The organism is Polyangiaceae bacterium (assembly GCA_020633205.1).
In the GTDB taxonomy this organism is placed as follows: domain Bacteria; phylum Myxococcota_A; class Polyangia; order Polyangiales; family Polyangiaceae; genus JAHBVY01.
This window is the reverse complement of sequence record JACKEB010000013.1, coordinates 843,874-857,034: the sequence shown is the minus strand read 5'-3', so window position 1 is coordinate 857,034 and position 13,161 is coordinate 843,874. Positions and strand designations below refer to the sequence as shown.

General features: G+C 65.0%; 12 protein-coding genes and 1 other RNA gene. 7 read left to right on the top strand and 6 right to left on the bottom strand.

Annotated features, from left to right (window positions below):
• A partial coding sequence (locus H6718_20035; protein ID MCB9587703.1) for a hypothetical protein occupies positions 1-1,084 on the bottom strand: 1,084 nt, incomplete at its 3' end.
• A 72-nt stretch (positions 1,085-1,156) separates the two neighbouring features.
• Here H6718_20035 and H6718_20030 point away from each other — a divergent pair.
• Together H6718_20030 and H6718_20025 are read left to right on the top strand one after the other, a co-directional pair.
• Positions 1,157-1,801 carry a TetR/AcrR family transcriptional regulator gene (locus H6718_20030; protein MCB9587702.1) on the top strand — a complete coding sequence of 215 codons (645 nt, stop codon included), beginning with the start codon at positions 1,157-1,159 and terminating at the stop codon, positions 1,799-1,801.
• Positions 1,802-1,871: 70 nt separating this feature from the next.
• Complete coding sequence (locus tag H6718_20025) at positions 1,872-2,435, top strand: hypothetical protein (protein ID MCB9587701.1); 564 nt, start codon at positions 1,872-1,874, stop codon at positions 2,433-2,435.
• A 153-nt stretch (positions 2,436-2,588) separates the two neighbouring features.
• On the opposite strand, the gene H6718_20020 is transcribed toward H6718_20025, so the two are convergent.
• Positions 2,589-3,584: a hypothetical protein gene (locus H6718_20020; GenBank protein ID MCB9587700.1), complete on the bottom strand. Its 996-nt coding sequence runs from the start codon at positions 3,582-3,584 to the stop codon at positions 2,589-2,591.
• 175 nt (positions 3,585-3,759) lie between these two features.
• On the opposite strand from H6718_20020, the gene H6718_20015 reads away from it, so the two are divergent.
• Complete coding sequence (locus H6718_20015; GenBank protein MCB9587699.1) at positions 3,760-4,602, top strand: hypothetical protein; 843 nt, start codon at positions 3,760-3,762, stop codon at positions 4,600-4,602.
• Between the two features lie 6 nt (positions 4,603-4,608).
• Here H6718_20015 and H6718_20010 read toward each other — a convergent pair whose 3' ends face one another.
• Together H6718_20010 and H6718_20005 are read right to left on the bottom strand one after the other, a co-directional pair.
• Complete coding sequence (locus H6718_20010) at positions 4,609-5,712, bottom strand: hypothetical protein (protein MCB9587698.1); 1,104 nt, start codon at positions 5,710-5,712, stop codon at positions 4,609-4,611.
• The gene (locus H6718_20005; protein MCB9587697.1) at positions 5,709-6,869 is read right to left on the bottom strand and encodes a hypothetical protein; all 1,161 of its coding nucleotides are present in this window, start codon (positions 6,867-6,869) and stop codon (positions 5,709-5,711) included. Before H6718_20005 ends, H6718_20010 begins: the two co-directional genes overlap by 4 nt.
• 440 nt (positions 6,870-7,309) lie before the next feature.
• On the opposite strand from H6718_20005, the gene H6718_20000 reads away from it, so the two are divergent.
• Positions 7,310-8,473: a hypothetical protein gene (locus tag H6718_20000; protein MCB9587696.1), complete on the top strand. Its 1,164-nt coding sequence runs from the start codon at positions 7,310-7,312 to the stop codon at positions 8,471-8,473.
• Positions 8,474-8,886: 413 nt separating this feature from the next.
• Positions 8,887-9,230: a transfer-messenger RNA gene (ssrA, locus tag H6718_19995) on the top strand.
• Between the two features lie 231 nt (positions 9,231-9,461).
• Here the strand turns inward: ssrA and H6718_19990 are convergent.
• Positions 9,462-9,971 (bottom strand): hypothetical protein, encoded by a 510-nt coding sequence (locus H6718_19990; GenBank protein ID MCB9587695.1) that lies wholly within the window; start codon positions 9,969-9,971, stop codon positions 9,462-9,464.
• Positions 9,972-10,053: 82 nt separating this feature from the next.
• On the opposite strand from H6718_19990, the gene H6718_19985 reads away from it, so the two are divergent.
• Positions 10,054-10,638 (top strand): hypothetical protein, encoded by a 585-nt coding sequence (locus H6718_19985; GenBank protein ID MCB9587694.1) that lies wholly within the window; start codon positions 10,054-10,056, stop codon positions 10,636-10,638.
• Here H6718_19985 and H6718_19980 read toward each other — a convergent pair.
• The gene (locus tag H6718_19980) at positions 10,581-11,291 is read right to left on the bottom strand and encodes a hypothetical protein (GenBank protein MCB9587693.1); all 711 of its coding nucleotides are present in this window, start codon (positions 11,289-11,291) and stop codon (positions 10,581-10,583) included. The genes H6718_19985 and H6718_19980 overlap by 58 nt on opposite strands.
• A 318-nt stretch (positions 11,292-11,609) precedes the next feature.
• On the opposite strand from H6718_19980, the gene H6718_19975 reads away from it, so the two are divergent.
• Positions 11,610-13,046, top strand: coding sequence for an SBBP repeat-containing protein (locus tag H6718_19975; GenBank protein ID MCB9587692.1), 1,437 nt, complete (start codon positions 11,610-11,612; stop codon positions 13,044-13,046).
• Positions 13,047-13,161 lie beyond the last annotated feature (115 nt).

The following is a 13,161-nucleotide window of genomic DNA, read 5'->3' as shown; positions in this document are numbered from 1 at the left end:
TGCCGAGTTGGGCAAACTCGTTGGCCCCCCAACAAAAGGCGCCTTCGGTGTTCTTCGCGCACACATGCCCGCCGCCGACGCTGATCGCGTTCACGCCGTCAATCTGCGGGAACTGAAACTCTTCAGAGAACTCGGTTCCAGGCAGCGCGGCACCAAGCTGTCCGCGATCCGCGCGCCCGAAACACGCGACCTTGCCGGCGCTGTTGACGAAGCAGGCGAAGTCGAAGCCGGCTCCGCCATCCACGACATCGGTCACTTCGGGGATCTCCACGACCTGACTCGGCGCGACTTCGGACAAGAAGGTGATGCCGCTGCAGCGCACCGTGTGGTCTTGCATCAACGCACACATCAAGCGATCGCGCATCGGTAGGATCCGCTCAACCCCAGCCTCGAGGGTGGGCAGCTGCTCGACGGTATAGGGCTGAAGGTCGGCGGACGAATAGTCTTCCAGCGCTTCGTAACCCCAGCACTTCACGGCGTGGCTCTGAGTGAGCACGCAGGCACGGTGAAAGCCCACCTCGACCTGGATCACGCGCTCCCCAATACCTGCGATCCGCTCGGGCTCCGCGATCGCACCGGTGTTGCCGATCGGCTGTAGGCCGGTGGTAGCACTGCCCCAACAGTACACCTCGCCGTCGAGTGTCAACGCGCAGGTGTTGAACTCCCCGGCGTCCACTGCGGCGACTCGACCATCCAGGCTCTTCACGCGCGACGGTTGCTCGAACTCGGAGAAAACACCACCCCCCACCTGCCCCGCGCTGTTCATGCCCCAGCACCATACCGAGTGGTCCGCGGTCTCCGCGCACCAGTGGTAGCCGCCAGCGTGCGCCGCAGTCACTTCCCCGGGGATCTCGATCACCCGGTGAGGCACGACTTGGGGCGGAGCGTCGTAGTTCTCCAACGAGTAGTCGAGCAGGCCCCAGCACTCCACCACGCCTTCCTTCAAGGCGCACGTACTCGCCAAACCCGCCTCGAGCTCGACTTCGGTCTGCTGGATGGGCGGCGTCGGTCCGTCAGTCGCTTCAGTGGTCAGTCCCCCGCATGCTGCGCACACCAGTGCCAGCGCTCCCCATGCCTTCTTCATGAGGCAATCCTAAACTATTCGCGTCCCCCGCTCCCGATCGCAACGGTCGGTCACTACAAATGCGAGCAAACTATGGAACAGCTCAATTCAACCTCGTTGTTGCCTCGGCGGGCCTTGATGAAGGTGCCTCGCCAGCAGCGCTCGATCGAGATGGTGCACGCCATCCTCGATGCCTCGCGACAGATTCTGGAGCGCGATGGACTCGCCGCGTTCACGACCAACCACGTGGCGGATGCCGCGGGGGTCAGCGTCGGCTCGCTGTATCAATACTTCCGCAACAAGGACGCATTGTTGCTGGGGTTGGTCGAGCGCGGCTTGTTCGAAGCTCATGACGCCGCGTGGAAAAGCGAAGCGGTGCAGTCTGCGACCAGCTTCGAAGAGGCACTGACCGCGCAACTCCGGACTTTGATCGGGCATTTGCAGCCACGGCGCGCGTCGCTGCGGGAGCTGTTGGGGGGCACGCCGTTGCTCTCTGAGACGGGTTTCATGGCGGCGGTGGAGAGCATGGTGCTCGACTGCTTGGGTCGTCTGGAGGCGGCTCATGGCCGCTTGCCTGCGCCGCCCGCCGCGCGTTTCGTCACGGTAAACGCCATGGCTTTCACCTTCTTGCGTTGGCTGACGGAGTCCCCCGCACACGTGCGCGAAGAGGAGTTCGTGCACTCCGTGGTGCAGCTGGTGGTCAGCTTGCAGAAGGCGTCGCTCGCCCGCGCGAGTTGAATGCGAGTAACTATCGTCTTCTATTGAAGGGCGAGGAGAGGCCGATCGTCGGTCTCCGGAAAGGCTGTCCATGACTCGCCCTGCACTCGCCACTCCATTTTATGCGTCGATTTTTGCATTATTTCTAGCTGGTTGCGGCGCGGACGACGGTACCGCAACCGAGACCCCCGAGGGGCCCCAGCTGAAGGTCGCGTGCCAGACGTCGCTGCCAACCGCCGACGAACTGAGCGGCCCGCTGGTGCTCGGCTTCATGCACCCGGATCCCAGCGAGCTCATCGTGCTCGACGCTCAAGTCGACATCGCGGAGGACTCGAGCGAGCTCCAGATCACCATCGATGGTCCTGAGCGCTGTGGCCCCGCGCAACACTTCGAGCCGCTGCCCCTGAACGCCGACGGCACCTTCTCGGCGACGGACATCACACTGAAGTTTCCTCGCGGCATCAACGACGACCGCGCAGAAGAGGCGCTCGTCGATTTCAGCGGCGGCTTCTGCTCCAGCGTGGGATCGCTCCAAGGTAGCTACACCGGCACCTCCCTCACCCAAGAGGCAACGCCGATTGAAGGCGCCTGGTTCATCGCGCGAGTGACCGACGCAGCCAGCATCAAGCACACCTGTGCTGCGGTGGGAGAGTGAGCACCGTCAGGGCGTAGCGTGTCCCGACCTACGTCGTGACTTACAGCGACGGCTCGTCTCAAGAACACCTGCGGTTCATCACCTACTGAGCTGCTGGTACTGAGCCAGCTCAACGCAGCCGCACGCGCCGCAGCGCTGGTCCCCTGTGTTCCTTCAAAGCTCGACCCGCGTGGGGATCTCAACGAGCGGCGGAGCGGTTCCTGACGCCTGATTCCCCCAACACCAAACACCTTCCGGATTGGCGACACAGCCGTAGTTTCCCCCGGTGACGAGCTCCGTGATGTTCGGTGGCTCGAAGAAGCGCTGGGGAGGCCTTTGCTCGTTGTCCCACGCGTTGAGCTCCCCCGACTCCAGCACAACCGCAAAGTAGGAGATCTCCGGCGGCGCCGCGGCGTAACGGGGGAGCGTCGCAAGGCGCACGCCGCTCAACTCTCCAACCCAGGAGGAGGGCGTGAATCGACCGCCCTCCAACACCCGGCAGAGCTGGCTATCGCCCGTCTGACAAAGCCGAGTCACCACACCATCTGCCTCGATCGGCTTCGCGACGGGCAGCTCCGCCTTGACGCCTCCCCACGCGTAAACGCGCCCGTCGTCCATCAAGGCCCAGCTCGAGCGATCCCCCGCGGCAACGTCAACTACCCGTCCGTCGAGCCCTTCCACCCGCACGGGCTCGAAGCTGGTCATGGCCCGGCCGTCTCCAAGCTGGCCGCTGGTTCCCAGCCCCCAGCACTCCACGCTCCCATCACGGATCATGACGCAAGCGTGAAATCCACCCACAACAAGCCGATCGACTCGACCATGCAACGCTGAAACTTCGGATGGCTCGCTGGATAGGTCGTGAGGCTTCCAGCACCAAACACTCCCATGCGCGGACAGCGCGCACGCCAGGTAGTCGCTCATGCTGATGCCATGCCACTCACGCTCGCCGAGCCCCGCAACCGGAACCGCCTCGGTGTCCCCAACCCGCCACCGCACGATCGCGCCATCGCCTGAAATCGCGAACGGACCTTGAGGTCCCGCCGCAAGCACATTCTTCGGCCCCGCGGGAGGCGGCCCATCATCGAGCAGCGGACCATCCTCCGCCGCGCCACAGCCGACACACACCAGCGCACACGTCAGCACGCCGCGCGCACTCCCCCAGCCAAACATGACCGCACGGTAACGTGAGCCCATCCCCGACCGCAACGCATTCAGGTTTCCGTTGAGGATGCGTGCAATTTTGGGGGTGAGGAGCGCCGGTCGGTCACTTCATCCAAGTGCCGCTGCCGCTCGGTCGCCGAACACGACTCGCCAAGACGGCACCTCGGGCCGTACTCTTCGCGAGATGCAGCGTCTCCCGTTTCTCTTGTTCCGCACGGTCTTTGTGCTCGGCGCCGTTTCGCTTCTAGCCTCGGCATGCAGTAGCGACGGCAACGCTGGCGGCGGGGCCAGCGCGAACACGGATCTCGACTGTTCCTCCCAGAGCCACGTGAGCGCTGGGCAGCTCGAGGGGCACGACCTGCGAGGCGAAGCAGGCTTGTTGCAGGGACGGGCGGGAGACAACTGGTACCTCCAGGGTGTGGTCGACGACTTCTACTTCACCGCCGCTCGCACACCGAGCGAAGACGTGGGCGTCGGCCGCGCGCATTTCACCTCGGAGACCAGCGCAGAACAAATCTGCGTGGCAAAAGCGGAGTGGGTCGATCCTGCCGAGCTGCTCCAGGCGGGCGGCTCCGCGCTGCTGTTCTCCGGCTTCAGCACCTTGGGCTCCTGCGCCGACGTCCAGGGCCCAACGCAAAAGCTCAACTTCTGTTACTCCTACAGCGCTACCGGTACCGCCAACTGCGATTCGTACGAGGCACGCGTGTTTGGAGAGCTCTCCGGAACTCCCATTGATGAGCGTCGCCCCTGGCTGGGCGCGCGACAACACGTGTCGGAGATCCCTGAGTCACTCGACACCGACTTCGAGGGCGGTGGGCGCCTCGAATACGCCCAGCAGTCAGACGGCAGCTACAGCGGCTCACTGCGCTTGGAGCTCAACGGCGCGATGCGCGTCTACTGCGTGAAAGGTGTCACTGGGGCCGCCCCCGCCGATGCTGAACAGCAAGAGCTCACCCTCGACGTCGTCGAGCTGGGCAGCTGCCCCGGAACGCCGCTAGCAGGTGAAATCAGCGCCTGCTTGTACTGACGGCGGCTACTCCAAGAACACCTGCTTCGCGGTACCCGTGTTGATGTAGCCACCGGTCTGGCCATATTGCGTCGAGCCCCAGCACCACACTTCGTCGGCGGTGCGCGCGCACACATGACCCTGGCCCGCTGACACTTGCTCTACGCCGCTCAGCGCTGGCGCCTCGGCGTAGGGCTCGACATACCCAGACTCCCAGCAGCCGAGCTCCTGGGAGCTCGTGATGCCGCACGACTGGTTGCCTCCAAGGTGTATGTCGGACAGTGGCTGCTCGAGCGACTTCTCCATGGGGAAGTCGATGCGCTCGTCGCCGCTGCTCCCCCAGCAGAAGAGCCGCCCGTCATCGAGCAGCGCGCAGGCTTGATCCGCAGTCGCGCTGGCGAGCCGAGTGACGGCGCTCGGAAACTGAATGCGCACCGGGGTCGCCACGCTGTGCTCCGTCTGCGCTCCAAGGATCCCCGTGGTCTCCGCGCCCCAGCAGTACACTTCGCCTTCGAAGGTGAGTGCACAGCTGTTGTTGCGCCCGGCGACCACTTGCTGCGCCTTGGGGAGCCCTGCGACCTTGAGTGGCACCTCACTGTCGTCGAAGCCGTGCCCCAGCGCACCTCTCCCCCCCCGACCCCAGCACTCCACGCTGCCGTCGCGGATCAAAGCGCAGCTGTGGTAGCCGCCAGCGCTCAGCTGCTCGACTCGTCGGTGAAGCGCGGTCACTTCCTCGGGGAACTGGATCTCTTGTAGGCTCCCTGCCTGCCCCTGGTCCGATTGGCCCCAGCACCACACGCTGCCATCCATGCTGAGCACGCAGGTGTGGAGCCCGCCGCTCGAGATGCTGTGCACCGCGACGTTGAAGTTGCGCACTGGCACCGGTTCGAGCTGGCTGCCATGGAAACCATTGCCCAGCTCACCGTGATCGGCGCGCCCCCAACACGCGACCCTCCCGTCGCCGCGCAGCGCACAGGTGTGGTCAGCGCCAGCGGACAAGGTCACGGGAGTGCTCTTCGGGATGAGCTCTTCCGGGCTCAGCTCAGGCGAAGTCGCCTGGCCGCCACAGGCGACGCAGAGCCCAGCTGTTCCCAGCCAAAGCGCGGCATTCCGAACAGGCTCCTTCGTCACAGCGCGATCCTCGTCGCCGGGGACTCCTGAATCAAGTCTTGCTCGTCCACCACCAGGGTCCAGCACCACACGCCGTCTGGGTTACGCGCGCAAGAGAACGCGCCGCCAGCGGAGACGTCGGTTGCGTCTTCCGGTGCGGGGCGCCAGCGCGGGCCGTCGTCCCGCGTCCAGCAGGTGACGTGCCCCGAGGTGAGGAGCCCACAAGCCTGCACCCCACCGGTGGCGATCCACGCCACGCGATCCGGCTCCTTGAAGCCGACAATCGGGCCCACGTCGCCGTACACCACAGGCATGGCGGCGTTCGAGTAGCGACCCCAGCAGCGCACCCGCGAATCCGCGAGGATCACACACGCCAGGTCACCGCTCGCCTCGGAGAGGCTCGTCACCTGGTCCTCGATGCGGATCATCACGGGCTTCGCCGAGTCGCCCTTCACGCTCTGGCCGAGGTTGCCATAGGCCGCCGACCCCCAGCACTCAACGACGCCGCTCTCGAGCAAGGCGCAGCTCCAGTCCGCTCCCGCCACCACCTGCTGCGCCGCACCGCTCAAGCCCTGGACGCGCACGGGCGCGGCGCTGTCTTTGAACGCCGCGTTGCCGAGCTGCCCGTGTCCACCGGCGCCCCAACACCAGACGGCGCCTTCGCGGTCGAGCACGCAGTTGTGTTCTGCCCCCGCGCTGAGCTGGTTCACCAGGCCGTGCAAGCTCTCTAGCTCGAGGCCTTTCGCGCTCGACTTGCCGACGCCGTTTTGCCCGTGGGAGGCGGAGCCCCAGCAAAACACGCTGCCGTGCCCGGTGAGCACGCAACCGTGGGCGTCGCCAACCGCCACGGAGTGGAGCCCACTCGGCAGCCCCGGCACGTCCTCCGCCGCGGTGTATTGGCCAGCTTCGAGCGTCCAACACGCCGCGCGGCCATCCGCCCGCAGCGCGCAACCCGTCTCTTGCCCTACGGTAACGGTTAGCGGCGTGCCGGTAGGCGTAGGCCCTGTATCCGTCCAGCCCTCACCCCCAACGCCCGTGCCTCCAAAGCCGCCGCCAGCGGCGCCTCCGTTGCCCCCGGCGCCGAGGCTGTCCGTGTCCTCCGAGACGCGCCCGAAGCAACCGGGCACCAGCAAGACGAGTAACCCAACCCAAGCAAGACCCGCAAAGCGACCCTTCATTTTGCGGAATCTACCACGGGTGCGCGTCCCCGCGGAACTCCCGGTAGCGCTCGCATCAGCCCGCCAACTCGGTTGCCAGCGCTACCGGGTGGTACTCGCGGCGCTCACAAGTGTGTGTGGGGGGGGGCCAGGAATCGTAGCTTCCGTTCACCCTTGGGGGTGAGGGCGAGGCCAAACACCCCACCGCGGAACCGAAGGGGCCTCGGCTCAGCGCGCCACTCAGCCCCCTTCACCCGCGCCCCGAGACCAAAAGCCATACCCGCAAAACATTTCCGCAGGGACACATCCGAGAGAGTTTCGAGATCGCAATGCAACGCCGATCTGTCGCCCGCCGGGCCGCGGCAGTTGCTACCTTCGGCGCCACAGCAGGGCTCACCGCGCCGCTCGCCGTTGTGAGCGTGCGCGCAGGGCCGACCTTTGTCTAAAAGGAGACCTATCCCATGAGGAAATTCACGAGTAGAGCAGCAGCCAAGCTCTTCGCCGTCGCCGGGCTACTCGCCCTCAGCAGCCAAGCCGCCTGCGTGACCGACGTGGGCACGGAGGGCGACACCGAAGAAACCGCCAGCCAGGGCGATCAGCTTTCGTATGCTCCCATCGGGTTTGCTTCGGTTTTCGGCACCGGCGCGCCCCCGGCGCTCTGGGCCTACAACAGCAGCGGAGGCGGCATCAACGTCACGAGCTCCGGGACCGGCCTGTATAACGTGACATTCGCGGGCCTCGGCAGCGCTGGAGGCAACGTGCAGGTGGTCGCCATTGGCACGAACAACAGCCGCTGCAAGGTTGGGAGCTGGGGCGCCAGCGGAAGCGACGAGGTAGTCCATGTGCGTTGCCACACGGCAAGCGGCAGCCTCGTAAACTCACCGTTCGTGGTGCGCTTTGCGCGGCCTGACGGCGGCTACGACGGCAACGGCGCCTACCTCTGGTCGGGTTGGGCCGCTCCCCCGGAGAACACGCCCTTCAACGTCGACCCCACGTACAGCTGGAACTCCAGCGGCGGAACCAACCGCGTCGTGCGCTTGGACGACGGCCTCTACCAGGCCTTCCTACCAGGCCTGTCCGGCGCGGGCGGTAGCGTGGAGATCACTGCGTATGGCGGCGGCAGCGAACACTGCAAGGTCGGAGGCTGGGGAGCCCTGTCCGGCGAGACCTTCGTCAACGTGTATTGCTTCAGTTCGACGGGCGCACCGGCGAACACCAACTTCACCCTCAACTACTTGGCGCCCAAGCAGGTTGGCGCCTACAACTACGGTGCGTACTTGTGGGCCCACAGTTCGACGGGGAGCGACTACGTGCCGTCGTCCATCTACTCCCACAACACGGGCACCGACCTTTACTCGAGTTGCCCGGGCTACCTCGGCGACAACACCGCAGGGCGCTGGGCCACCGGTTACTACTACGCGCGGCACTCCTTGTTGAGCGCGCTGCACAGCGCGCCTCATATCACCGCCTACGGCTCCGACTCGAGCTACTGCAAGCCGTCCACGTGGGACAGCTGGGGAGACGGCACCGAGGTGCGCTTGCGTTGCTTCAACGGCACCGGCAGCCCGGTGAACACGCGGTTCGTGGAGACGTACACCAGCAGCTTGACCCGCGGCCCCAGCTGACCGCTCATCCGCGCGGCACCGTCGGACACGGCGGTGCCGGCAAGCAATGCAACGGCATGATGTTCATGCTGCGGCAAGGTGGGAAGTGCTGCGTTAGTTTCCGGGTTTGGGGGTGAGGAACGCTGAAGTGCGACCGAGCTCACCCCGCGCTGCGCTGGTCGGCCGGCAGAACCGTTTTTCCGTGGGGCAGTACCGCCGTGGCCCGAAGCCGCAGCCGCTAACGAGGTGGGCACACAGCTCGCCGAGCGCTTCCAGGTACCCTTCCACTTCCCTCACCCCCACGAGCCCGACTTCGCCCCCAGCTGGCTGGAGCTCAACGGAGCCCCTTGATTTCAGCTACTTCGCGCGCCGAGCTTGACTAAGGGGCCGCCGTGCCTAACCTTCCCGGACCTGCCGAAAGACAGCTTCGCCATGGGGGCGATCGGTTTCGACGTGGGGACTGAAGGACAATTTGCGTGTAATGGCGCCCGATCCATTTCTAAGCGGGCCGTTACTAATTGCGAACGACAACGCGATCGCTCTGGCTGCCTGAAAAACAGCCTAGCCGTCCAAGGGTAAGATTGTCTTGGTAACCTAAGGGCGTCACTACAAAGACTGGGTCACGCGAGAGAGCCCTCGATAGCGCGACTGAGATCAGTGAGGGATAGGTCCTAGCCGAATCTAGGAACCGTGTCTCAGCGGTACTGAGGCTACGCACGTGAACGAAGGTTGTTTGGATGCCTTGCGGACCCGGGTTCGATTCCCGGCGCCTCCACCAAAACGGGCTAGCGCTAACGCGCTGGCCCGTTTTGCTTTCGGCTTGGAAACCTTCACCCCTCCGGGGTGCACTCGCGCCTATCGGCGCGTGCGGGCATTCGCCCGCACCGTGGCTCTCACTGGACTCCGTCCAGCCCGCTGGACTCCGTCCAGTTCGAGTCGATTCCCCTCAGCTCGGAGGCTTGGGGCATCGCTTCGCTCGCCCGGGCCGTGGCTTTTCCTTACGGAATGGCTACTGGCGGCCAAGGTAGTCAAGCGCGCGGGCGGCGACGTCGGGCGGATTCAACAGTCGAATGGCGGCCGCCGATAACTCTTCTAATGGCGGGCTTGGGTCGGGGGCCCCCACGTCCAGATACACGCTTTCAGGCAGGATGCCGCGCTCGCGGGCCGTTGCGAGGCCACGGGTAAGGTAGGCGTGGGCCTCCTCGACTACACCGTCCGGCATGTAGCAACCCTCGCGCACGATCGACTTCTCCCTGGCGTGCAACAGCTCATCCACCGCTTCCATCGCAACCCGGCCCTCCTCCCAGCAATCCCACTCCGGAAACACGAATTCCTCGCCCTCATCCAGCCTCTCGCGGTGTCCCCGCGTGAGGCCAACGGCCGTCACGCAACAGAGCACGTCGCACGTCATCAGCGCGAAGCCGACGAGTTCAGTTGCCGGATGAGCCGCTTCAATCGCCGCGCGCGCGTTCGCTATCGCAGTAACCAAGAGCGCGTCCTGCTCCGGGGTGAACGGCATATCCCTCCATAGCCTCAACGGACTTGAGAAGCGAGTCGAGCCGAAGTCCGCACCGACCGCATCCGCAACCGCATCCGCCCCGGTGGCCTGTAGCAGCGGACTCGAAGGCTACGTCACCTCAGGGGGCGAGGAGCGCTGTCGTCAAGCGCTCCGCGTCTACGAGCGCCGCGACACCAACACCCCAGCAATCGCTGGCCGCGATCACTCGCTCATCGTCGACGGAGTGCCGTCGGAGCTCGACCTCCGCCAACTCCTGACCAGCTACTACGCCGAACAGCGCACCCCCGTCGAAGCCTCCCGCGCGCCCAACAAGAACGTCGCGGTCTCCGTGTACCCCACGGAACGACGCGCCAAGATAGGAGGCCCCGAATGGACCGGCCGCGCGATGACCTCCGGCGAACACGTCCCGGAGAAGCCTGAGCTCACCCTTCACCTCCCCGACGCCGACGCAGAGTGCACTTCGCCGGCGTGGGCTTGGAGCGTGTCGCCCAGCGTCGTTCGAATCCGCGCGGCCCAGGCGGTGGTGGCTTCCAGGCGGGCTTTTTGCCCGGCGTGCAACGACATTGGGTGTTGCCGAAGCCAAGACGGCGCGATTGAGCGCCCATTCGCTCAGGTTCGTTCAGCACTCATCGGGTGCGAGGACAGGAAGTCCGCAAACGACGCATAGTCCTCACTATGAACAAGGTACTCGCGATAGCCAGCGAAGTAGTAGCGCCATTCACGAATCGCTTCGCCGTGCTGATCCCGCACTCCAAGCGCTTCCGCTCGAACCTCAAACTCACTCAGCTCTGCGAGCAGGTCGTCACACCCAGCAACGGAGGCCCCATCCTGCCCCAATAGCACCCCTGATGGCACCTCATGGATGGCGTACTCGAACCAATCGGCACGCATGGCGAGCCAGCGTTCCCTCAGGTCCCTCGCGTTGGGCTCTTGTGTGATCGCCTGATCGACGAGTGCCCAATCCGAAACGTCTCGGTCACCGATCTGCTCGGCGCACGCGGAACCACCGTGGAGCTGATGGCGGAACCTGAGAAGGCTTCGTGCGGAGCCCGGCTCGTTGCGGTCGTAACGTTCAAGCAGCACAGGGAGCACGACTTCGTTCCAGAGTGGATGCCGGATGGGGAACTCCGAACCACCCTCGCGCCGAACGGCGTCAACCAGCAGCAGCGCAAACCGACGCCGCTCATCCTCGGAATAGGACTTGAGCCGATCAACGAAGCGCTGGAGAGCTCCAACTGCCTCACGTCGAACGCCGTCTACTTCCAGCTGAACGTACTCGTCCCACACAATCCGATCATCAGGCCGGAGAGTATCTCGCACGCTGGAACCAGGGCTTCCCATGTCGGTTCGCTGATGTTGATATGCCGTGGAACTCAGTCAAGCACTGTTTGGTCATCCCTTCGTGGTGCTTCCGTCAGGAAACGCTTCCGTTGCAACCAAGGGAAGTGGTGCTTCTTGCGAGCGAAATCGAGGAGTCTTCGCAGTCGGCTAGCAGGGACTCCTGTAGGGAGCCAGTTTACGATGGGTCCCAATGTGTGTGTGGTTGGGGAGCGCGCTCAGGCGGACTCCCAAGCGACCGTACGGCAACAAGCCGTTCGATCATTGACGCCACGCAGGGCGTCGTCCATACCCTTTGAGATGGTGGACCGAGGGTTGGGGTACGCCGCTGCGTTGGCGCTCATCGCAGTGGGCTGTGGGGATGCCAAGGTGGGCTTCGGAGACTCCGGCGGAGCGGGTGGGTCTGCAGGGGCGTCCAGCGCCGGCTCGGGAGGCAGCGGTAACGGCGGCAGCCAGACAGGCGGCAGCGGCGGCGCCGCGGGATCTGCGGGAAAACCGGGCGCCGGCTGCGGACCAATCGGCACGTGCCCTGGAGAATGGGTACATCAGTTTGGCGGAATTCCGGGCTGGGATGACAGCGCCAATGGCGCCGCGATTGACGCCGAGGGCAACGGATACATTGCGGGCACCGTGTACAACGCCACCCCAGGCGCTGGGGTGTCCGGTGGTCTGCGCGACGACTTCATCCGCGCCTATTCGCCGACGGGCGACGAGTTGTGGGCGCGAGTGCTGACCGCCGAAGAGGGAAGCGAGCAACTGTCCGCGCTCAAGCTGGATGCTCAGGGAAACATGTACATCGCGGGCACGCTCTCCGGGCTGCTCGATGGCGAAGGCTCCAAGGCCCACAAGACGATGTACCTTCGGAAACTCTCGATGACGGGCTCCGTGCTCTGGACGCGCGTGTTCGGAGCGGTCAGTCAAAACGACTTGTTTAGCTTGGACTGCGGACCGGACGGGAGCCCATTCGTGGTCGGAACCGTCGCAGCCGCACTCCCCGGACAGACCTATGCTGGTGGTTCAGACGCGTTCATTCTCAAGCACGACGCTAGCGGCAACGTCGCCTGGACCAGACAGTTCACGCATCCGTTCAACGACTTCGCCTATGCCGTCGCCGTCGATGCTTCCGGAAACGCGTACATGGGGGGCCTAGTCACCGACGGCATGCCTGGCTTCGACACCAAGCCCGGGGACGTGGACGGGTTCGTGCGCAAGTACAGTTCTGCGGGGGAGGAGCTTTGGACAGTGCCCATCGCGACGGATGACCGCGATCAGGTGCTCGCCATCGCGATCGACCCGAACGCCGACGTCATCGTCACAGGTACCACGCACTCCGCCTTTCCTGGGTTCACCAACACTGGCAACAACGACATCTTCGTGTCGAAGCTCAGCTCCGACGGCTCGCCGATCTGGACGCGGCAGTTTGGGAGCGACCGGTCGGACAAGCCGCACGCCTTGGAGGTGGACGAGACGGGCGCCGTCTACGTTGCAGGAGAGACGTTCGGTTCACTCACCAGCGAGCCGAGCGCGAGCGATGGCTTCGTAGCCAGGCTGGAGTCCAACGGAACCGTCACCTGGATCCGTCAGCTCAGCCCAAGTGAGCCTGAAGGCCTCGCGGAAATCGACGGCATCGCGGTAGGCGCAGGCGCGGCCTTCGTCGTGGGTCGGGTTCGCGGTTCCTTGCCGGGTCAAACTGGCACGGATGACTTCGACGTATTCATCGCACGCATGACGCTCTGAGACCTGCTGGTATGAGTGCCACGGGAGCGCATGGGGCTCGCCAGCCGCCGCAGCCGTTCCACCGCGGAAACGGAAGAGACCGGACCGAGCGAGGAGCCCGCAGCGGCTGAGTGAC